Source organism: Microbacterium sp., from assembly GCF_044508325.1.
Classification (GTDB): domain Bacteria; phylum Actinomycetota; class Actinomycetes; order Actinomycetales; family Microbacteriaceae; genus Microbacterium.
Map to the genome: position 1 here is coordinate 1 of NZ_JBIQHX010000032.1, position 22,078 is coordinate 22,078.

Here is a 22,078-nt window from a genome sequence, read left to right on the forward strand (position 1 = left end):
GCGGTCCCCGAGCCTGTCGCGGTCCCCGAGCCTGTCGCGGTCCCCGAGCCTGTCGAGGGGTCGGGCAGGAAGAAGCCGCTCGTGGCGCGGCCCTGCGTCTCCAGGCGCTGCAGGGTCTGCCGTGCGACGGCGGCTCCGAGGCCCAGGCGGGCCGCGGCATCCCCCGCCCGGAAGGGGCCGTGCGTGCGGGCGTGCCGGGCCATCAGGTCGCCGAGCGGGTCGGCCACCGGCTCGAGGAACGCGGTCGGGATGCCGACCGGAAGCGGGATGCCGAGGGCGTCGCGCAGGCGCCCGGCATCCTCGATCGCGGCGAAGCGCGCGATGCCGGCGATCGTCACGGGGATGGCACGGCGCGCCGCGACCAGCGCATCGAGGTGCTCCTGTGCGACCGCGACGGAAGCCGTCGACCCCGGGTCCTGGGAGGGCTCGGGGCGTTTCGTCTCGTCGCTTCGCTCCTCGCTCAACGACCGGGTGGTGGAGTCGCCGGGGTCCTCGCTCAACGACCGGGTGGTGGAGTCGCCGGGGTCCTCGCTCGACGACCGGGTGGTGGGGTCGCCGGGGTCGAGGCGTGCGGCGACCTCGGCGGCATCCAGGGGTCCCAGCATCCGGAGCAGGTCGGCGACCCCCTCCCTGCCGCGCGCCCGCCGGTCGGGGTCGAGCCGCTGCACCTCGAGCTCGAACTGGGCGATCACGGCCGGGTCGAGCAGCTCGCGCATCTCGATCTTGCCGAGCAGCTCGCTCAGCAGCGCCGGGTCGACCGAGAGCGCCGCGGCGCGTCGCTCGGCCAGTGGCGAGTCGCCCTCGTACATGAACGCGCCGACGTAGCCGAACAGCAGGTCGCGCGCGAACGGTGAGGGCTGCTGCGGCGTCGTCTCGACGAGCCGGATGCGCCGGTCGGCGATGCCGCGCGCCACCCGCAGCAGTGCCGGGAGGTCGTACACGTCCTGCAGCACCTCGCGCAGCGTCTCGAGGATGATCGGAAACCTCGGGTGCTCCTTGGCGACCTCGAGCAGCTGCGCGGCGCGCTGCCGCTGCTGCCACAGCGGGCTGCGACGACTCGGGTTCATGCGCGGCATGAGCAGGGCACGTGCCGCACACTCCCGGAATCGCGAGGCGAACAGCGCCGACCCGCCCACCTCCTCGGTGACCAGCTGATCGAGCTCATCGGGATCGAAGACGAAGAGCTCGGCGCCGGGCGGTTCGGCGTCGGCATCCGGAACCCGGGCGATGATCCCGTCGTCGCTGGCGACCGCGGATCCCTCCACCCCGAGGCGCTCGCGGATGCGGGCGTTCACAGCGAGCGCCCACGGCGCGTGCACATGCATGCCGTACGGGGAGTGCAGGATCACCCGCCAGTCGCCGACCTCGTCGCGGCCGCGCTCGACGGTGAGGCTCTTGTCGGTGGGCAGGGTGCCGGTGGCCTCGCGCTGCTCGGCGAGGTAGGCGAGCAGGTTCGCGGTCGCCCTCTCGTCGAGCCCCGCCTCGGCGAGACGCCGGGAGGCCTCGGCCGGTTCGGCCGAGGAGACCTCGCGACTGAAGCGACCGAGCGCCTCACCGAGCTCGGCCGGGCGCCCGAGGCCGTCGCCGTGCCAGAACGGCACCTTCCCCGGCTGGCCGAATGCGGGGACCACGTTGACGCGGTCGTGGGTGATCTCGACGATGCGCCAGCTCGTGGTGCCGAGGGTGAACACGTCGTTCACGCGCGACTCGTAGACCATCTCCTCATCGAGTTCGCCGACCCGGGCGTTGCGGGTCTCGCCCGCGACGAACACGCCGAACAGGCCGCGATCGGGAATGGTGCCGCCGCTGGTGACGGCGATGCGCTGTGCGCCGGGGCGGCCGGTGATCACTCCGAGATCGCGATCCCAGATCACGCGCGGGCGCAGTTCGGCGAACCGGTCGGAGGGGTAGCGACCCGCCAGCAGGTCGAGCGTCGCCTCGTAGGCGCTGCGCGGGAGCGTCCGAAACGGCGCGCTGCGTCTGACGGTCTCGTACCAGCCCTCGACGTCGACCGGGCCGATCGCGGCGGCGGCGACGGTCTGCTGCGCGAGGATGTCGAGCGGGTTCTGCGGGATGCGGACGGCCTCGATGCTGCCGGCGAGCATCCGCTCGGTCACGACGGCGGTGTGCAGCACATCGCCGCGGTGCTTGGGGAACAGGGCGGCGCGGCTGATCTCGCCGACCTGGTGGCCGGCGCGCCCGACCCGCTGCAGCCCGGATGCCGCCGACGGCGGCGCCTCGACCTGGATCACGAGGTCGACCGCGCCCATGTCGATGCCCAGTTCCAGGCTGCTGGTCGCCACCACGCAGCGCAGGCGCCCGGACTTCAATTCGTCCTCGACCTCGGCGCGCTGCTCTTTCGACACTGAGCCGTGGTGCGCCTTGGCGAGGACGGGCTCGGCCCCCGCCGTGGCTCCCGCCTGCGCCATCATCGCGGCCGGGACGGTGGACTCGGGCAGCTCCAGGCCCAGCCGCTCGGAGTAGATCTCGTTGAGCCGAGCGGTCAGCCGCTCGCCGAGCCGGCGGGAGTTGACGAAGACGATCGTGGAGCGGTGCTGCAGGATCCGGTCGACGATCGCCTCCTCGACGTGCGGCCACACCGACCCGGTCGCCTCGGTGCTGCCGCCGCTGAACCAGTCGTCGCCCTCCTGATCCGGCTGCGCGGCAGCATCGCCGGAGCCATCCGCACCCTGGCGAGCAGTGGGAGCGGGAGCAGGAGCAGGGGCCGGCGGGTTGGACAGATCATCGACGGGCACCACGACCTTCAGCTCGAAGGTCTTGGTGGCGCGCGGCGCGACGATCTCGACCGGCTGTGCTCCGCCGAGGAACCGGGCGACCTCGTCGATCGGCCGCACCGTCGCCGACAGCCCGATCCGCTGCACCGGCTCGACCGTCTCGTCCTCCGGTCCTCCGGTCTTCCGGTCGTCCGGTCTTCCGGTCTCTCGCCCCTCCGGTCCCCCAGCCTGTCGAGAGGAGCGGCGCAGGGCGTCCAGTCGCTCCAGGCTCACCGCGAGATGCGCACCCCGCTTGGTGGCGGCGACCGCGTGCACCTCGTCGACGATGACCGTGTGCACGTCGCGCAGCGTCTGGCCCGCCTGGCTGGTGAGCATGAGGTACAGCGACTCCGGCGTCGTGATGAGGATGTCCGGCGGATCGGCCACCAGCCGGCGCCGGTCGGACGACGTGGTGTCGCCCGAGCGCACGCCCACGGTGACCTCGGGGACGGGGATGCCCAGGCGCCGGGCCGACTGTCCGATCCCCACCAGCGGGGACCGCAGGTTGCGCTCGACATCGACGCCGAGCGCCTTCAGCGGAGAGATGTAGAGGATGCGGGTGGTGGTGGCATCCGTTCTCCTGGTCCGGCGGCCCGTCGCCGGCGCGAGAGGCTCGGCATCCTTCTCGCGGAAGATCCGGTCGAGGGCCCACAGGAACGCCGACAGGGTCTTGCCCGACCCGGTCGGGGCGACCACGAGCGCATGCCGCCCGGACGAGATCGTCTCCCAGGCGCCGATCTGCGCGTCGGTCGGCTTCTCGAACGCGCCGCGGAACCAGTCCTGCGTGGCGGGACCGAACCGCTCGAGCACATCCGGCATCCCTCTATCTTCGTCGCACCCGCCGACACCGGCTCCCTACACTGTCGCCATGGCCCTGCCGCACGCGCCCATCCTGACCGTCACGCCCAACCCGGCGCTGGATGTGTCGACCTCGACCGAGCGGGTCGTCGCCGAGCACAAGCTGCGCTGCGGACCGACCCGCCTCGACCCCGGAGGCGGAGGCGTGAACGTCTCGCGGGTCGTGCGGAACCTGGGCGGGCACTCGCTGGCGGTCTACGCGGCGGGCGGGCCGACGGGGCAGGCATATCGCGAGCTGCTCGACCGCGAGGGCATCGCCAGCCGCATGGTGCGGATCGGCCAGAGCACGCGCGAGAGCTTCACCGTGGACGAGACCTCCACCGGCGAGCAGTTCCGGTTCGTGCTCCAGGGTCCGCACCTGTCCGAACCGGAGTGGCGCGCGCTGCTGACCGCCGTCGGCGACGATCTGCCCCGCGAGGGCTTCATCGTGGGCAGCGGCAGCCTGCCGCCGGGCGTCCCGGTGGACTTCTACGCGCAGATCGCCCGGATCACCCACGCGCACGGCGGCCGGAGCATCGTCGACACCTCGGGCGAGCCGCTGCGGGCTGCGCTGGACGAGGGCGTGCACGTGATCAAGCCCAGCCGGCGCGAACTCGGCGAGCTTGTCGGCGCCGAGGTCGGCGACGAGAGCGAGCTCGTCGAGGCCGCGCGTGAGCTCGTCGGCCGGGGCGCGTGCGAGGTCGTCGCACTCACCCTCGGTGGGGCCGGCGCGGCCCTGGTCACGCGCGACGAGGTGCTGCGGCTGGCGACCCCTCACGTGCAGGTGCAGAGCACCGTCGGCGCAGGCGACAGCTTCCTCGGCGGACTCGTGCTGCGCCTCGCTCAGGGCCGGACGCTGCGCGACGCATTCTGCACGGCGGTGGCCGCCGGAAGCGCCAGCGCGGCGCTGCCGGCGACCGCGCTGTGCGAGGCGGACGAGGTGGAGCGGCTGGAGGAGGGGCTCGTCCCGGTCGGCTGACGCCCTTGTGTCGGGCGTTTCGGGACGCTAGCATGCCCCGCATCGAACCCGTCGCCAGGCGGGGACACCAGGGGGCGGGGAAAGGCAGGCAGTCGGTGCCTGCAGGAATCCCATGCATGCGCACGGGGCGCGCCTGAGGACGCGCCCGACGGCGGCGCTGAGCGCGACGGCGCTGGCGCCTGCGCTGGCTCTCGCTGCGCTGCTGGGCGCACCGGCACCGACCGCAGGCGGAGCCGAGCCCGCGGCCGCTGATTCCGCGATCGCCGCGCCGGCTCCGCCTGCGGCGACATCCGCACCGGTGCCGGCGGACGCCTGCGACGCGGTGGCCTCAGGAGGCAGCTGCACGCTGGGTCCGACGGCGGATGACGTGCCGTACGTGTGGACGGTGCCGGCCGGGCTGACGAGCATGATCGCCGTCGTCCGCGGCGGATCGGGCGCCGTCGGCACGCACACAGGCGCGCCGGGTGCGGGCGGCATGGTCATCGCGGAGGTCCCGCTCACCCCGGGCGAGCAGCTCACGATCCACGTGGCCACGCAGGGCACGTCACACGAAGGGGGCCGAGGATGGGGCACCGGGGGCTATGGCGGGGTGGGTCTGGGCGGCCCCTTCCACGACGGGGGCGGCGGCGGCGGTGCGAGTGCCATCGTGGACGCCGACAGCAAGCCCATCCTGGTCGGCGGCGGCGGTGGCGGCGGCGGGAGCAACTACGACGCCTACGACGTGCAAGGCGGCAGCGGGGGTGCGGCCGGTCCTGACGGTGGCTCCGGAGCGGAGGGTGGGGTCTGGGGCGCCAGCAGCAGCGCCATGGCGAATGGCGGCTGCGGCGGGTGCAATGACAGCAAGAGCGGCCAGAGCAGCTGGTCCACCGAGGTGCTGCCGCCCGGGGGCGGCGGCGGAGGCGGTTACGAGGGCGGTCAGGCCGGCGGGTTCGGCCAGACCTGGGCAGAGAGCCCGAGCGGCCCCTGGGCCCAGGCGGGCGGTGCCGGCGGCGGCGGGTCGAATCACATCGCGTCGGACGCCCGCGAGATCTTCAGCGGCGCGGGCGTGATCGCCGACGGTCAGGTCACCCTGATGCCCGCCGGAGCGGAGCAGACCTTCCAGTGCCCGCCAGGCGGATACCGCAGCGACCCGGTCTGGGAGCACTACACCCCGCCGGCGACCGCGACCGAGCTGGTCGCAGTGCTGATCGGCGCCAACGGCGGGCACGGCAGCAACGACAACACCCCGGCGACCGGGGCGCTCGCTCTGGGCGTGATCGACGTGTCGTCCGGGGAGACCTTCGACGTCGCCGTCGGATGCTCGGGTGATCACAGCCGGGTCGGCTACGGCCACGGCGGCGACAGCGGCACCGGCGGCGGTGGACGCGACGGCGGCGGAGGAGGCGGCGGCACCGCTCTGGTCAGCAGCGACGGCACGGTCCTGCTCGTGGCGGGCGGCGGCGGCGGCGCCGGGGGCTCGTCCGGCGGCGCGAACGGCGGCGACGGCGGGACCGCGGGCCTGGGCTGGGGACAGGCCGGTGCGGGGGCCGGGCACAGCGGCGCGGCGTCGGGAGGATGCGGCGGCTGCGAGCGCGACGACGGCCACAACAAGATCACCGGTGGCACCGGCCACGCCAGCACGCCCGGCGGCGGCGGTGGCGGCGGCGGGGGCGGTTACCAGGGTGGTGCCGGCGGCAACGGCGGAGGCGGCCTGACCAGCGGCGGGGGCGGCGGCGCGGGTTCGTCGTACCACTCGGCGACCCGGGTCACCGGCGCCGTGGTCAACCCGAGCGATGTGGTGCACTTCGCCGGGGCGGAGCACGATGACGGGCTCGTCATCCTGATCGCACTCGAGCAGAAGGCGACTCTCGCCATCACCGCCGAGGCGTCGACACCCGTCTCATACCCCTACGACATCGGTCCCTTCCTCCTCGAGACGACGTGCACCAGGGCCGGCGAGGCGGTGTTCCACACGTCCGAGTTCGCCCAGCCGGGTGGGACGCTGTCGTACCCTGAGCTGCCTGTCGGCGCCTCCTGCGTCGTGCATGTGCCGGCCGACGGCGACGGAGGCGCGGCCGTGAAGGCCCCCGACCAGACCGTCGTCCTGCACCCCGGAACGAACGACATCGCCATGACCAGCACGTTCACGCTCGTCCCCATCGACGTGACGGTGCAGCTCGAGGGCGCGACCCAGTACTCGACCGCCGACATCCACGTGCAGCTGGCCTGCACGCTGGCGGGGCGGCCGATCGCGCCGTCGGCGCTGCCGGATCGCGGCATCCTCACCTTCACTGCCGCGGGCGGACGGCAGGAGGTGCCCGGACTGCCGGCCCGCGCCCTCTGCGGGCTGCGCCAACTCGGTGGATCCGCGTCGCAGATCGAGTACGAGGTCAGCGATCCGGATGTCGCCCGGTCGCCGAATCCGCCGGCGGGAGTGCTGCTGAGCGACGAGACCTTCTTCACCGTGTACGACACGTGGGAGACCGGCAGCGTCTCGGTGGGCAAGGCGCTGGGCGGCGACGCCCCGGATCCGCCGGTGGACGAGCAGTTCCCGATGAGCGTCGCCTGCACGCTCGACGGCGCGGCGCTCGCCCCGGTCACCTTCAGCGTGAGCTCCGGGCAGGTGCACCCGGTGACCGGCCTGCCCGTCGGCGCCGTGTGCGAAGTCACCGAGACCGACACCGGCGACGCGACCGGCACGACCTATGCGCCGGCGCGCACGGTCACCGTGAACGCCGACGACCCCGTCGCCGTCACCGTGACGAACGCCTTCGACGTCGGATCCCTGGCGCTGACCAAGACCGTCGGCGGCGCCGCCGCGGGCTACGCGAACGTGCCGTTCACCTTCTCCGTGCTGTGCGTGCTCGACGGCACCACCACCTGGCACGAGGATTACTCGTTCCCCGTCACCGGCGGGACGGTGCTCGTGACCGGCGTCCCCGTCGGCTCGGCCTGCACGGTGAGCGAGACCGCCGACGGCGGAGCGACCTCGAGCGAATACTTCGCCTTCGACGATCCGGATGCGACGTTCACCGCCGACTCCGTCACGGTGACCATCAGCGACACGACCACGGTGGGAGCGGGTGTCGTCAATGACTTCGAGGCCGCACCGCTGGTGGTGCAAGCCTGGAGCGTGGGGGAGGGGCTGCGGTTCGCCGGTGAGCAGCAGCTCACGGCTGTGTGCTCGTTCAACGGCGAGCAGATCGTCGAGCGCACCGCCGAGTTCCCGCCCGCGGGGAGCGTGTTCACCGTGCCCGGACTTCCCGTCGGCGCCTCCTGCAGTGTGGGGCAGGAGGTCGACGGAGGCGCCGCATGGGTCGAGAGCGATGTTGAGAACGGCTCGGACCCGGTGCCCACCGACGAGGGCTTCCAGTTCGGCATCCTGCCCCCGGCCGCCACCCCGACCACTGCGCAGTTCGTGAACCACTTCCCCGTCTCCACCCTGAGCGTGGTCAAGCAGGTCGACGGCGACGCCACGTACGCGGCATCCGATCCGCGGATCAGGGTGGACTGCACTCTCGGCGACCGCACCGTCATCGACGGGCTGGTCGTGACCCTGCCGGCCACCGGCGGCGGCTTCGACGTCACCGTCCCCGGCGGCGGCGTCTGCACGGTGACCGAGCCGGACCCGGCCGGCGCGGGAGCCGTCTCGTTCGATCCGGCCGACGGCGAGGTGACCGTGCCGATCGACGGCGCACCGGTGTCGGTCACGGTTACCAACACGTACTTCGGCGCCGATCTGCACATCCAGAGCGCCCTGGCCGGCAACGACCGCGCCGCCCACGTGGGCGAGTCCTTCCCGGTCGAGCTCGACTGCATCCTCGACGGGCGGCACGTCGCCCCGCCCGGGCAGCCCATGTTCTTCCTGCTCGCCGGCGGCGACGCGGCGGTCATCACAGACCTGCCGGTGGGGGCGACGTGCACGGTGGCGCAGACCGATCCCGGCACCGCCACCGGCACGGCGTACACCGCGACCGATCCGCACGCGACGATCACGCCGTTCGCCGCCGAGATCACCGTCCTCGCCCACGCGGCCAACACCGTCACGATCACGAACTCGTTCGACGTCGGCGCCGTCGCGGCCTCGGCGCGGCTGATCGGCCCTGGAGCCGACCTCTACGGCGCCGCGCGCTCGTTCGACGTGCAGGTGACCTGCCGCCTCTATGTGGACGTGCGCTGGGTGGAGCTGCAGCTGCCCGACGACGGCAGGCTCACGCTCGACCCCGCCGACGGGCACACCGCGATCCTGGACGGCCTGCCGGCCGGATGGCAGTGCGCCGTCGTGCCGCGCAGCCTGGGCCTGGCCACCAGCGTGGCGCCGGGCGGTCCCGCGGTGATCGAGGCCGGCGCGCAGGCCGCGCTCGAGGTGCTCTACGACTGGCAGCTGGGCACCGTCGTCGTCGGAAAGCGGGTGCACGGGTCGTCGACCGCCGCGTCGTTCGGCTTCGCCGCGACCTGCACGGCGGTCGACTTCGACGGACCGGAGCCGGTGACGGTGCCGATCCCGCTCACCGGCGACTCGCGGTTCACGCTCGCCCCCGGCGCGCAGCACTCCGTCACCGCGCTGGCGGGGGCGACGTGCATCGTCTCCGAGCCAGGGAACGGGGGCGCCGTCGCGACCACCGCTGCGCTCGACGGCGGCGCGGTGCAGCCGCTGGGCTCCGGCGCCGCGGTGACACTCTCCGCGCAGATGCCGTCGACCCTCGATGTCGTGAACGCCTTCCCGCTGCCGGTGACCGGCGGAACGCTCGGCGAACCGGCCGTGCTGGCGCTGCTCGGCGGTGCCCTGCTGGGCATCGGGGTTACGCTCGTGATCCGCCGCCGGATCAGCCGGGTCGTGCGGTGAGGCCGTCGTCGCCGAGCTCGAGCGTCACGTCGATTCCCAGTCGCGCGAGGAACGCGTCGTCGTGGCTGACCACGAGCACCGCACCGCGGTAGGCCGACAGCGCCTCGACGAGCTGATCGACCGTGTCGAGGTCGAGGTTGTTCGTCGGCTCGTCGAGCACGAGCAGCTGCGGCGGCGGGTCGGTCAGCAGCAGATGCGCCAGCACCACGCGGAAGCGCTCTCCGCCCGACAGCGTCCGGACCGGACGGTCGACCGCGGCCCCGCGGATGAGGAACCGGGCGAGCCGGTTGCGCACCTCGCCCGGGGGCACCTCGGGCGCCGCGGCGCGGACGTTCTCGAGCACCGTCGCCGCGTCGTCGAGCCCGTCCCCGCGCTGCGGAAGGTAGCCGACCCGGTCGGTGTGCAGCGCGACCGGTTCGCAATTCAGTCCCGGCGTCACCGCGGGCGGCACGTTCGGCGACGTTCCGGGCGTGCCGGCGGCCACCGGCTCCGGCGAGACTGAATTGCGAACGGCGACGGGTGGTGCACCACCGGCGAGCAGCCGCTCCAGCAGGGTGGTCTTGCCGATGCCGTTCGGGCCGACCAGGGCGACCCGCTCCGGCCCCTGCACGATCCAGTCGCCCAGCGTGGCGATGCGGCGCCCTGCCGGCACGCCGGGGTCGGGCAGATCGATGCGCACCGCGCCGTCGTCGCGCACGCGGCGACCCGCGGCATCCAGCGCGGCCCGAGCCGCCGCCTCGCGATCCGCCTTCTCACCGCGCAGCCGGCCCGCCGACACCTCGGCCGCGCGCATGCGCGCCCCCATCACGATCTTCGGCAGCCGCTTCTCGGCGTAGGCCTTCCGCCCCGTGCGCTCGCGATGGGCGATCACGGTCTCGGCCTCGATCCGCTCCCGCTTCTGCCGGCGCAGCTCCTGGGCCGCGGTGCGCTCGGCCTGCCGCGCCGCCGCCTGCTCCGCATCCAGCCAGGAGCGCCACGCGCTGTACGGCCCGCCGAAGGTCGACAGGCCGCCGTCGTACAGCTCGGCGGTGTCGTCCATGAGCTCGAGCAGCGCCACGTCGTGACTCACCACGATCAGGGCGCCGCGCCACGACCGCACCTGCTCGTACAGACGCGCGCGGGCGCGCCGATCGAGGTTGTTCGTCGGCTCGTCCAGCAGCGTGATCGGCGCCGCCGCGAGCCGGATGCCGGCGACCGCCGCCAGCACGGCCTCTCCGCCCGAGAGCTCGCCGATGCGTCGGTCGAGGGCGTCGGCGGGAATTCCCGCCTCGGCGAGCGCCGCGGCTGCGCGGGCCTCGACATCCCAGTCGTCGCCGACGGCGTCGAAATGGCGCGGGTCCGGGTCGCCGCGCTCGATGGCGCGGACGGCTGCGAGGGTCTCGGCGACCCCGAGCAGGTCGGCGACCGGACGGTCGACGTCGAGCGTGAGCCGCTGCGGCAGGTGCGCGACCGCGCCGGTCGCCGCGATGTGCCCGTCGGCGGGGGCGAGCTCGCCGGCGAGCAGCCGCAGCAGCGTCGTCTTGCCGGAGCCGTTGCGCCCGACAAGGCCCGTGCGGCCGGATCCGAACGAGCCGGAGACGCCGTCGAGCGCGACCGTCCCGTCGGGCCAGGCGAACGAGACGCGGTCGAGGGTGAGCGAAGGGATGAGGGTGTGCGCGGGCATGGAGCCTCCTCGGTGTCTGCGGGTGCGCGGACACCGAGGCCCCGCGGGGCCTGCCGAGATACGGCGAGTCGACGGTGTCAGCGCGTGGAGATGGACGCGGAGCCGTCGTGGAGCTTCACCGGGGTCATCCTTTGCTCGGGAACCCGTCGAGTGTAGCGGATGCCGCGGCGCACCGCCCGAGGATCGATCAGACGTAGACGCGGGGGATGAGCGGACTCACGCGCACCATGATCTCCTCGCCCACGGTGCCGATCGCCTCGGCGAGGGTCGTCGCCGAGGACTCGCCCCGCGACCCGGGCCCGAACACGGCGACCTCGTCGCCCGCGGCGGCACCGGGCCATGCGGCGACGGTCAGCGACGTCTCCGTCACGGCCAGCAGAGCCCGTGCACCGCCGGGTGTCCCCACCGTCACCCGGCCGGCCAGCGTCGAGGGCAGCCCGTCGAGCGAGCCGAGGCCCACCTGCACGGTGTCGCCGTCGACGCCGGTCACCGGCGCGACGAGCGTCGCCGCCGGCACGATGCCGTCCAGCTCCGGACCGTCGGTCGAGCGGATGCCGTAGCAGAACGCCCCGAACCGCACCAGGTCGTGCCGGAACTCCGGCCGTGCGTATCCCGCCGCGCTCGCGGCGAGGTGCAGCACCTCGGGCGCGAGCCCGGCCGCCCGGGCCGCGTCGACCGCCGTGTGGTACTGCGCGCGCGCCCGATCATCGTCCTGGTCGCTCGTCTCGGCGATGTGGCTCCAGATGCCGGCGACGCGGATGTCCCCGGTGGCCTCCAGCTCGGCCGCCCGCGCGACGAACGCCGGCCAGTCCTCGGGGCGCACGCCGTTGCGGTGCAGCCCGGTGTCGATCTTCAGGTGCACCACGGCGCCGCGCCCGGCCGAGACCGCGGCGACCTCGTCGAGGTAGCGGGCATCGCCCACGCCGAGCTCGATGGCGTTGTCGAGCGCGGTCGCGATCTCGTCGCGGCTCACCGTCACCCACGAGAACACGCGCGCGTCCGGGCCGGCGGCGGCGCGGGCACGCACGCCCATCGGCACGTCGAACGCGCCGAACCACCGCACGCCGTGCGCGTGGGCAGCGGCCACGACCTGCTCGATGCCGTGTGCGTAGGCGTCGTTCTTGACGACGCACATCAGCTGCGCGGGCGCGATGCGCGCCCGCAGGGTGTCGATGTCGGCGCACAGCCGACCGAGGTCGACCCGCAGGTGGGCGGCGGTCATCCGACCACCTCCCGTCGCAGCCACAGGCCGGGGGTGGCCGCGCGCACGCCGAGCGCGCAGACCAGCTCGGCACCGGTGAGGCCGGTCGCCTGCTCCCACGCGGCGAGCCCGTCGCGCAGCGGCCCCGTGCCGCCGAAGTACACGACCTCGTCGCCGGGTGCGGCATCCTCGTCCCCGATGTCGACGACGCACACGTCCATCGCGACCCGGCCGACGATGGGATGCCTGCGGCCGGCCAGCTCGACGTCCACCCTGTTGCCCAGGGCCCGCACGACGCCCTGCCCGAAGCCGCCGGAGACGAGGGCGATGCGTGTGTCGCGCGCGGCGACGTGGGTGGCGTTGTACGAGACGCCCTCGCCGGCGAGCAGGCGCTTGGTCGACAGGATCGAGCCGCTCAGGCGCATCGCCGGGGCTCCGGCGCCGCCGGGGAGGCCGTAGAGGGTGCGGCTGTCGAGGGTGGGGGAGGCATCCGTCACCGCGAGCCCAGCGGCCTCGGCCGCCGCTCGTCCCGTCTCGTCGACGATCGCGGCGGCCACGCCGGCCTCGGCGAGCGCCTGTGCGACGACCGTGATGCCGTGGCCGTATGCCTCGCGCCGCAGATCGGCGATCGCGTCCTCACCGGCCAGACGCGCGTTGGCGACGAGCGCTCCGCGGGAGACCGCGACGCGCAGCGGGCCGATGTCGGCCATCTCAGCTCCTCGGACAAGGCAGCGCCGCCTGGGGCGCGAGGACCCCGGGCGGCGCTGACGACGTCAGGCGTCGACGAGCTCGTTCTCGACGACGCGCAGGTGGTTGGTGCGGCGATCGGCGGAGCGGCCGAGGTCGTCGGAGATGATGACGCGCTGCAGCCAGCGGTCGGTGCCGTCGTAGCGCGGCTCGAACGGCGTGCGCGCGTGCATGACGCGGCGGTTGTCGAAGAGGAAGATGTCGCCCTCGCGCAGCGTGACGTACAGGCCGGCCGCGTTCGCGCCGTCGTGGAACTTCTGCAGCGCGGCGGCGGCCTCGTCGTCGCCCGCGACCGCGGCGGCGCAGTCCATGTCGATGCGCACGAAGCGCTTGCCGTTCTCGCCGTAGAGCGCCGGGCCCTGGACGCCGTCCTCGGGGCGGCCGGTGCCGCCGGAGGCCTTGTCGATGCCGTGCATGAAGCGAGGCTGACGCAGGACCGCGTCCTCCTCATCGGTCAGCGGGATGCGGTCCACCGGGGCGAGCGCGGTCTGCACCCGCTCGTCGCCGCGGACGCAGAACAGGCCCACGAACTGGGGGTGCGCGTCGTCGAACGCGTCCTCGGAGTGCCAGTCGAGCAGGCTCCGGCTGCCGGTGCCGACCGCGTCGTACTCGTGGCCCTTGACCGGGGTGACGTTCTGGACCAGGGCGCCGCCGTGCTGGCGGGCGAAGGCGAAGACCTCGCCGGCAACGGCCGCGAACGCGAGCAGGGCCGCCTCGGTGGACGGGTCGCGGTCCTTCTCCTGGAAGGCCTCCTCGTCCTGGGGGCTCTCGCCCATTGCGCCCTGGTCGACGAGCAGACCGTGGAAGAGGATGCCGCCGTCGGGCACCTCGGCGCGCGCGAACTGCTCGATCAGCTCGACGGTCTCGGGGTCGGCCTCGACCAGGGCCGCCTTGGCGTCCTGCAGGAGGCTCTCGAATGCGTCGTGATCCCGGTAGATTCCTCGTCGCCCTCGGGCCACCTCGGTGAAGATCGCTGCTACCTCGGGCTTGATCTGCCGTTCGATCACGAGACTTCCTTTCCGCTGATCCCGGATCCGCTGCCGGGTTCGCCTCCGGGAGTATACCCAGCGAGGCTGGGACGATCCCGCACGGACTTAGTATCGCCTAACCCCACCCGGCGAGCCGCTGTTCTCTCACTCACCGGAGGGCCGCGGCGCGGCCAGGCGCTTGTCGAGGAAGACGCGGATGTCGTGCAGCTCCTGCTCCGAGACGCTGTGGCCGAGGCCGGGGTAGACCCGGCCGCTGAGGTCGGAGTGCGCGGGCAGCCACTCGGTCGTGTGCATCACCAGCTCGGGCGGGATCACGTCGTCGTGCGTGCCGCGGCCCCAGAAGACGGGAGGACGGATGCCGGCGAGCTCGGCGTCGCCGGGAAGATCGCCCGGCGTGGCGTATCCGCTGAGGTTCACGACGAAGCCGAAGCGGGCGGGCTGCAGGCGCATGGCCTGCAGCGCGATCGCCGCGCCCTGCGAGAAGCCGAGCAGGCCGACCTGCGAGGCGTCGGGGGCGGCGGCGTCGAGCCAGGAGACGAGTGCTTCCGCCGCCGTGGTGACGTGCGTGGGGTCGCGGCTGTCGAGCCCTTCGATCGGATACCAGGAGTAGCCGGGTGCGGGCCAGGGCGGCGCCAGCGGCGCGCGCGGGGCGGCCACGACGAACTCCTCGGGAAGGTGCGGTGCGAGGCCGAACAGGTCGCGCTCGTCGGCGCCGTAGCCGTGCAGCAGCACCAGCAGCGGGCGCCCGGCGCGGGACTCCGGCTCGGCCGACCACAGCACCGGGTCGGGGTCGATCATGATGTCGCTCACGGCTCCATTGTGCCCGCGGTCGTGCCCGGGGTCGTGCCGTGCCCGTGGTCTTGCCGGCCGTCCGCGGCACGGCCCATGCCGAGGGCGCCCTGTCGTGCGGTAGAACAGGAGCATGGCCGTCCGCACGCCCGATCCCGAGCCTGCCGGCGACGAGCCCTTCGGCCCGCCGCAGGGCAGCGCGTCCAATCCGGCATGGCTGAGTGACATCGAGCTCGCCGAGGCGCGGCGACGGCTGCCGATGCTCTATGTCGAGGGCGTGCCGGTGCGCGTCGACGGGATGGGCCAGGTCACCGAGGTCGGCATCCTGCTGCGGGCGACGCCGCTGGGCGAGATCGTGCGCACGATCGTCTCGGGGCGCGTCCGGTACGGCGAGACCGTGCGCGACGCGCTGTTCCGGCACCTCGAGAACGACCTCGGGCCGATGGCGTTCCCGCTGCTGCCGCCGCAGCCGGTGCCGTTCACCGTCGCCGAGTACTTCCCCCTTCCCGGCATGACGCCGTTCCACGACGACCGGCAGCACGCCGTGTCGCTCGCTTTCGTGGTCCCGGTCACCGGCACGTGCGAGCCCCGTCAGGACGCCCTCGAGGTGACCTGGATGACGCCGGAGGAGGCCGCATCCGACTCCCTCTCCGCCGAGATGGAGGGTGGGCGGGGCACTCTCGTGCGGCTCGCGCTGGCCAGCGTCGGCGCCCTGCGGTAGCGGTTGTCCACAGGCACTCAGGTTCCCCCGCGGCCGAGGGAGTAGAGTGCGGGTGCCCGAAACGCAGCCACCCTGCGCGGACGTCCCTGTTTCCCTCCGTCGACGACGAACCGTCGAGGGCGCCGCGCACCCGCCCCCCAGGAGAAGTGATGTCCGACCAGCGGATGCCCGCCGGCGAGCCCGGCCACAATGACGTGTCAGCCTTCGAAGAGCTGCTCAACAGCGCGGGCCAGCGCCCCGCATCCAGCGCGCCCGGCTCCAGCGGCGCGTTCACCGTCGTCTTCCGCGGCTACGACAAGGCCGAGGTCGACGACGCGCTGTCTGAGCTGCGGGTGCGCCTGCGCGCGGAGAGCGACCGCGCCGCCTCCTTCGAGGAGCGCTACCGCCGCGTCACCGAGGCCGCCGACGCACAGACCTCCGAGGTGCTGCAGCGCGTCGAGGCCGAGCGCGACAGCGCAGTGGAAGCCGCGAAGGCCGACAGCCGCGAGACGATCGAGCGTCTGCAGGCCGAGCTCGCCGAGCTGAAATCCGCGCAGGCTGAGGCGACCGCCGAGCTCGAGTCGCAGCTGGTCGCCGCGAACGCGAAGGCCGCGTCCGCCGACCAGAAGATCGAGGCGCTCACCGAGGAGCTGCTCGGAGCCACCGGCGAGTCCGCGAACCGCCACCGCTTCGAAGAGATCCTGCGCGTGGCCGAGGAGCAGGCGAGTGTGCTGATCCGCAACGCCACCGTGCAGGGCGACCGCCTGCTGGAGGCTGCGCGCGAAGAGATCGAGAACCGTCGCCGCGAGGTGCGGGCGGAGGCCGAGGCCATCCGGGCCCAGGCCGAGCACGACGCCCAGCAGGTGCGACTGCGCATCGACACCGAGCTGACGGCGCACAAGGCGCTGCTCGAGCGCGAGGCCGCCCACGCCGCCGAGAAGGTGGCGCAGGCCGAGCAGGAGGCCGCCGCGATCCGCACCGAGGCGGAGAAGGGCGCGGCCGCGCTGCGCACCATGGTCACCCGCGAGACCACGCAGGACCGCGCCGAGGCCGAGGAGGCGGTGCGCGAGCTGCGCCTGCGCGCGCTCGACTTCGAGGAGTCGCTGACCCGCCGGCAGGACGACGCGCAGCAGGAGTTCCTCATGCTGCACAACCAGGCCGTCGCCCACGCCGAGCGCATCACCCAGGACGCGAACGAGCAGGTGGCAGCGGCCATCGAGCACGCGCAGCGCGTCTCGGCGAAGGCGGAGGACTTCGACCGCCTCATGCGAGCCCAGGCGCAGCAGATCGAGGCGGAGGCCCAGGTGCGCGCCCGTGAGCAGCTCGACCGGGCGCGGGTGAAGGCCCAGAAGATCATCGACACCGTGACGGCGCACTCCGAGGCGGTGCTGCGCGACGCCGAGGATCGCACGCGTCAGCTGCGCTGGCAGCAGCACCAGCTCACGAGCTTCATGGCGGAGGTCAAGGAGCTGATCCGGCCCGAGACCCGCATCGACGAGGACTCGGAGACCACGGATGCCGCGGACGAGCCGCGCGATGCGACGGTCGCCGAGCTCGAGGAGCTGCTGGCCGGCTCGGGCGCTGACGCGGTCGACGAGACGGATCAGACGGATGCCTCGCCGGACGCCGATGACGCCGGCCCCGCCGACGTCGATGACGTGGACGCCGATGACGTCGACGCCGATGACGCCGATGACATCGCCGCGGCCGACGTCGCGGACTCGGACGAGGACGCCGACGACGCGGACCAGGACCAGGACGTCGAAGAGCCCGTCGACGCGGAGTCGGTCGAGAGCTGAGCCGCCGCGCACGCGAAAGCGCCGGGGAGACCCCGGCGCTTTCTGCGTCTCTGCGCGACGCCGATCAGCCGGCGGTGTAGCCGCCGTCGGCGACGAACTCCGATCCGGTGGCGAAGCTGGCGTCGTCGCTGGCCGCGAAAGCGATGAGGGCCGCCATCTCCTCGGGCCTTCCCAGACGCCCCATCGGGGTGCCGGCGATCAGCATGTCGCGATCGGTGTCGCCGAGGATCGGGGTGTCGATGAAGCCCGGGTGCACCGAGTTCACGCGCACGCCGTCCTTGGCCCATCCCAGCGCGGTGGTCTTCGTGAGAAGCCGCACGGCGCCCTTGGCCGCGTGATAGGCGGGGCTGACGCCGGAGCCGACGATGCCGTACATCGAGCTCACGTTGACGACCGCGCCGTTGCCGCTCTTCTTCAGTGCGTCCGCGGCGGCCTTCATGCCGAGGAAGACGCTCGTCTGGGTCACGGCGACCACCTTGTCCCAGGTCTCGACGGTGGTGACCTCGAGCGGCTCCGTGTCGCCGATGCCCGCGTTGTTGACGAGGATGTCGAGACTGCCGAACTTCGACACGGTCGCATCGACGGCATCGGCCCACTCGCGCTCGTCCGTGACGTCGAGGTGCACGAAGCCGGCGGTGCCGCCCGCCTTCTCGATCTCCGTGACGACGGCGGCTCCCGCCTCGTCCTGAAGGTCGGCGATCATCACCGTGCCGCCCTCCGCGGCGATCCGCTGCGCGGTCGCCTTTCCGATTCCGCTGGCGCCGCCCGTGATGAGGGCCACGCGTCCGTCGAAACGTGCCATTGCTCGATCCTCTCTCTGCGTCTCTGCGCCCGATCGGCGCATACCGTCCTCAACGGGGCTCGGCATAGATCTATTCCTGTGAATATAAATCTGTTCAGGATGCCGATGGGGGGCGCACGGCGACGACGTAGGCTCGTCCGGTGACCTCAGGCATCCCGCTTCCGCTCGCTCTCCCCGCCGACGCCGCCGGCTGGACCGGTTTCGCGACCACGCGCCAGGACGACCGGCTCGCCGCCGTGCGCGCCGTCGACGATCGACTGCGGGCCGGATCGGATCTTTCCGGCACGGCGCGGCTCGATCTGTGGAACGATGCGGCGATCGCGCTGGACGAGGTGCTCAGCGAGTCCTACCTGCTGTCGGAGGCGCACCCGGACTCCGGGATCCGGTCCGCCGCCGAGCAGCGCGTGCAGGCCGCCGAGTCGCTCGCGGCCGAGCGCGCCGTGGACCGGGGTCTGTGGCGCGCCCTCGCCGACATCGATGCGGCGCAGCTCGACCCGTCGGAAACGCGCCTCCTCCAGCACGCGCTGCGCGACTTCCGCCGCGCAGGGGTCGAGCTCGACGATGCGGGCCGTGCCGAGGCACAGCGGCTCGCCGAGCGCGACACCGAACTGTCGCTCACCTTCTCGCGCAATGTGCGCGAGGGTCGCCGCGAGATCCGCGTGGCGCCCGAGGCGCTCGCCGGCCTGCCGCAGGACTTCATCGAGGCGCACCCGGTCGGCGATGACGGTCTCGTCGTGCTCACGACCGAGTACACCGACCTCATGCCGGTCCGGGAATACGCGCGTGACCGGGCCACCCGGCTCGCGCTCGTCGGTGCGTACAACGATCTCGCGTGGCCGGAGAACGAGACCGTGCTGGCCGACCTGCTCGAGATCCGCGCACAGCGGGCGGCGCTGCTCGGCTACGCGGACTGGGCCGAATACGAGACCGAGACGCGCATGATCGGCTCCGGGGCGGCGATCCCGGAGTTCCTGACGCGGCTGGCCGAGGCCTCCGGCCCCGCCGCGCTGCGCGAGCACGACCGGCTCCTCGCCCGCCTGCGGCAGGATGAGCCGGACGCCGACGGCGTCACCACCGCGGACTTCTGGTACCTCATCAGCACCGTCAAGCGCGAGGAGTACGCCGTCGACGCGCAGGAGGTGCGCTCGTTCTTCCCGTTCGACCGCGTGCTGCCCGGCGTGCTCGACGTCACCGGCCGCCTGCTCGGGCTCGAGTACACGCCGGTCGACGTGGCGACCTGGCACGAGGATGTGCGCAGCTACGACGTCCTGCGCGACGGCGAGCGCATCGGGCGCATCCACCTCGACCTCCACCCGCGCGAGGGCAAGTACAGCCATGCCGCCTGCTTCCCGCTCGCCCCCGGCATCGCCGGCCGCGTGCTGCCGGAGGGCGTGCTGCTGTGCAACTTCTCGCGGGGTCTGCTCGAGCACGACGAGGTGATCACGTTCTTCCACGAGTTCGGGCACCTCGTGCACTACATCCTCGGCGGCGTCGACGCGCGCTTCGCGGCGTTCACCGGCTTCGAGACCGAGTGGGACTTCGTCGAGGCGCCCAGCCAGCTGCTCGAGGAGTGGGCGTGGGATGCCGAGGTGCTCGCCTCCTTCACCCGGGGACCGGACGGCGGGCCGATCCCCGCCGAGCTCGTCGCACGCATGCGCACGGCCGACGCGTTCGGCCGTGCGCTGGAGGTGAGCCGTCAGCTCGGGCACGCGAACGTCTCGTACCACCTGCACGTCGACCGCCCCGCCGATCTGCAGGCGGCCACCGAGCACTGGTACCGGGTGTCGTCACCGGTGCGGCCCGTCCCGGGACAGCACCCGTACGCGGGCTTCGGGCACCTGACCGGCTACGGCTCGTGCTACTACACGTACCAGTGGAGCCTGGTCATCGCGCGGGACCTGCTCACGGGATTCGCGCACGGGCTGATGGACCCGGATGCCGCGGCCCGCTACCGCGACGAGGTGCTGCGGCCCGGGGGCGGCCGCGACGCCGCCGACATGGTCGAGGCGTTCCTCGGCCGGCCGTTCGCCTTCGACGCGTACCGGGCGTGGCTGGCCGGCGGGTGATCGCCGCCGGATGGTTCAGGAGGCGAGCTCGGCGCGCAGCGCGGTGAGGAAGGCGTCGACGTCGGCCTCGGTCGTGTCGAAGCTGCACACCCAGCGCACCTCGCCCTTGGAGGCATCCCAGTCGTAGAAGCGGAACCGGTCGCGCAGGCGGTCCGCGACGCCGGGCGGCAGCGCGGCGAACACGGCGTTGGCCTGCGTGGCCTGCGTGAAGGTGACCCCGTGCAGCGTGCCGTCGGCCAGACCCGCCTCGATGCCGCCGCGCAGTCGCCCCGCCATGGCGTTCGCATGCCGGGCGTTGCGCAGGTAGAGGTCGCCCTCGAGGAGGGCAAGCAGCTGCGCCGAGACGAATCGCATCTTCGAGGCGAGCTGCATCTGGTGCTTGCGCAGATAGACCAGGCCCGCTGAGGCGGCGGGATTGAGCACGATGACCGCCTCGGCCCCCAGGGCGCCGTTCTTCGTGGCACCGAAGCTCACCACATCCACTCCGGCGTCGGTCGTGAAGGCACGCAGGGGAAGGTCGAGGGTGGCGGCGGCGTTCGACAGGCGCGCGCCGTCCATGTAGACGAGCATTCCGCGTTCGTGCGCGTACTCGGTGATCGCGCGCACCTCGTCGGGCGTGTAGACGGTACCGAGCTCAGTGGACTGCGTGATGTAGACCACGAGCGGCTGCGCGCGGTGCTCGTCGCCCCAGCCCCACGCCTCCTGCTCGATGAGCTCCGGGGTGAGCTTGCCCTCGGGGGTGGCGATGGTGAAGAGCTTGATGCCGCCCGACTTCTCGGGCGCCCCGCCCTCGTCGGAGTGGATGTGCGCCGTCTTCGCGCAGATCACCGCGCCCCAGCGCGGCAGCATCGACAGCATGCCCACGACGTTCGCACCCGTGCCGTTGAAGACCGGCCAGGCGGTGACGCCTTCGCCGAAGTGGTGGGCCGCGACCTCCTGCAGGCGGGCGGTGTAGTCGTCCTCGCCGTACGCGATCTGGTGGCCGCCGTTGGCGGCCGCGATCGCCTCGAGCACCTCGGGGTGGACGCCGGAGTAGTTGTCCGAGGCGAAGCCTCGCGCGGACTGATCGTGCAGGGTGGTCACGAGCATCCAGCCTAATTGTCCGCCGCAGGAGGCGAGGTCAGAGCGGGACCACGGTGTCGTTGACCGCGTCGGCCGGTGCGCCCCACAGGTCCACGAACGCGGCGCCGAGCGCGTCCTCGAGACCGTCCAGGGCTTTGACGCGGAAGATGACGGCGGCCGCGCGCAGCGCGGGTTCCCGATCCTGCCGGGCGGCGGCGTCGCGGGCGTGCTTCGCGAAGCCCTGGGCGACGGCCCGCATCCACGCCTCGCTCGCCGCCTTGATCGCCGCGTAGTTCGCCCCACCCGCGAGCGGGCGATCCACGGCGGTCGACGAGACGATCGCGGTGCGTGCGGAATCCGAGGCGCGAAGGTCGTCGTCGAACGCGCGGCTGACGTACCGGAGCGCGGTGAGCGCGCGTTCCAGGAAGCGATAGTCGGCGTCGGTCTGCCCCGCCAGGCCGCCGCCCCCGCGCCACCCGCCGACCAGATGCAGGACCCCGTCCACGCGGCCGTGCGCGGCATGCACGCGATCGGCGAGGCGGGCGACGTCGGCTTCGTCGGTCACGTCGCACAGCTCGGTGGCTGCGCCCAGCGCCGCCAGGGCCTCGAGCTTGGCGGCATCACGCCCCACGGCGACGACCCTCGCCCCCGCGTCGATCAGTGCCCGGGTCGCGGCGTGGCCGCTTTCGCTCGTCGCCCCCGCAAGCAGGACGAGTCGCCCCCATACGGATTCGCTCATCTGCCTACCTTCTCACCCGGCCCCACCCGATCCGCTCGACGCGACCGGCGGCGGCGGAGGGGATCACGCGTCGCGGCCGGTGATCCCCGACGTCGAGGCGATCACG

At 73.1% G+C, this 22,078-nt stretch carries 14 protein-coding genes; 5 read left to right on the plus strand and 9 right to left on the minus strand.

From position 1 onward, the window contains the following. Positions 1-3,593 (minus strand): DEAD/DEAH box helicase (locus tag ACIWQI_RS15385; RefSeq protein ID WP_396658747.1); only part of this gene is annotated, 3,593 nt, incomplete at its 3' end. Positions 3,594-3,642: 49 nt separating this feature from the next. Between ACIWQI_RS15385 and ACIWQI_RS15390 the strand changes: the two genes are divergently transcribed. Beyond that, entirely contained in the window at positions 3,643-4,590 is a 948-nt protein-coding gene (locus ACIWQI_RS15390) for a 1-phosphofructokinase family hexose kinase (RefSeq protein ID WP_396658749.1), read from the plus strand. A 112-nt stretch (positions 4,591-4,702) separates the two neighbouring features. Next, positions 4,703-9,415 carry a DUF5979 domain-containing protein gene (locus ACIWQI_RS15395; protein ID WP_396658751.1) on the plus strand — a complete coding sequence of 1,571 codons (4,713 nt, stop codon included), beginning with the start codon at positions 4,703-4,705 and terminating at the stop codon, positions 9,413-9,415. On the opposite strand, the gene ACIWQI_RS15400 is transcribed toward ACIWQI_RS15395, so the two are convergent. From ACIWQI_RS15400 to ACIWQI_RS15420, 5 genes are all read right to left on the minus strand, one after another. Beyond that, positions 9,396-11,078 carry an ABC-F family ATP-binding cassette domain-containing protein gene (locus ACIWQI_RS15400; protein ID WP_396658752.1) on the minus strand — a complete coding sequence of 561 codons (1,683 nt, stop codon included), beginning with the start codon at positions 11,076-11,078 and terminating at the stop codon, positions 9,396-9,398. The genes ACIWQI_RS15395 and ACIWQI_RS15400 overlap by 20 nt on opposite strands. 187 nt (positions 11,079-11,265) lie before the next feature. Continuing rightward, complete coding sequence (locus tag ACIWQI_RS15405; protein WP_396658754.1) at positions 11,266-12,300, minus strand: alanine racemase; 1,035 nt, start codon at positions 12,298-12,300, stop codon at positions 11,266-11,268. Further along, entirely contained in the window at positions 12,297-12,989 is a 693-nt protein-coding gene (locus tag ACIWQI_RS15410; protein WP_396658756.1) for an alanine racemase C-terminal domain-containing protein, read from the minus strand. Before ACIWQI_RS15410 ends, ACIWQI_RS15405 begins: the two co-directional genes overlap by 4 nt. A 63-nt stretch (positions 12,990-13,052) precedes the next feature. Beyond that, positions 13,053-14,033, minus strand: coding sequence for a TauD/TfdA family dioxygenase (locus ACIWQI_RS15415; protein ID WP_396658758.1), 981 nt, complete (start codon positions 14,031-14,033; stop codon positions 13,053-13,055). Positions 14,034-14,159: 126 nt separating this feature from the next. Continuing rightward, positions 14,160-14,813 carry an alpha/beta hydrolase gene (locus ACIWQI_RS15420; protein ID WP_396658771.1) on the minus strand — a complete coding sequence of 218 codons (654 nt, stop codon included), beginning with the start codon at positions 14,811-14,813 and terminating at the stop codon, positions 14,160-14,162. Positions 14,814-14,937: 124 nt separating this feature from the next. Between ACIWQI_RS15420 and ACIWQI_RS15425 the strand changes: the two genes are divergently transcribed. Together ACIWQI_RS15425 and ACIWQI_RS15430 are read left to right on the plus strand one after the other, a co-directional pair. After that, a complete protein-coding gene (locus ACIWQI_RS15425) occupies positions 14,938-15,525 on the plus strand; it encodes an NUDIX hydrolase family protein (protein ID WP_396658760.1) in 588 nt (195 codons plus the stop codon). A gap of 149 nt (positions 15,526-15,674) precedes the next feature. Beyond that, complete coding sequence (locus ACIWQI_RS15430; protein ID WP_396658762.1) at positions 15,675-17,303, plus strand: DivIVA domain-containing protein; 1,629 nt, start codon at positions 15,675-15,677, stop codon at positions 17,301-17,303. A 64-nt stretch (positions 17,304-17,367) separates the two neighbouring features. On the opposite strand, the gene ACIWQI_RS15435 is transcribed toward ACIWQI_RS15430, so the two are convergent. After that, a complete protein-coding gene (locus ACIWQI_RS15435) occupies positions 17,368-18,105 on the minus strand; it encodes an SDR family NAD(P)-dependent oxidoreductase (RefSeq protein WP_396658764.1) in 738 nt (245 codons plus the stop codon). Positions 18,106-18,245: 140 nt separating this feature from the next. Here ACIWQI_RS15435 and ACIWQI_RS15440 point away from each other — a divergent pair, with 140 nt between their 5' ends. Beyond that, positions 18,246-20,171, plus strand: coding sequence for a M3 family metallopeptidase (locus tag ACIWQI_RS15440; protein WP_396658766.1), 1,926 nt, complete (start codon positions 18,246-18,248; stop codon positions 20,169-20,171). Positions 20,172-20,186: 15 nt separating this feature from the next. On the opposite strand, the gene ACIWQI_RS15445 is transcribed toward ACIWQI_RS15440, so the two are convergent. Both ACIWQI_RS15445 and ACIWQI_RS15450 read right to left on the minus strand, forming a co-directional pair. Beyond that, complete coding sequence (locus tag ACIWQI_RS15445; RefSeq protein WP_396658768.1) at positions 20,187-21,260, minus strand: threonine aldolase family protein; 1,074 nt, start codon at positions 21,258-21,260, stop codon at positions 20,187-20,189. Positions 21,261-21,291: 31 nt separating this feature from the next. Then, the gene (locus ACIWQI_RS15450; protein ID WP_396658769.1) at positions 21,292-21,972 is read right to left on the minus strand and encodes an SDR family NAD(P)-dependent oxidoreductase; all 681 of its coding nucleotides are present in this window, start codon (positions 21,970-21,972) and stop codon (positions 21,292-21,294) included. Between the last annotated feature and the right edge of the window lie 106 nt (positions 21,973-22,078).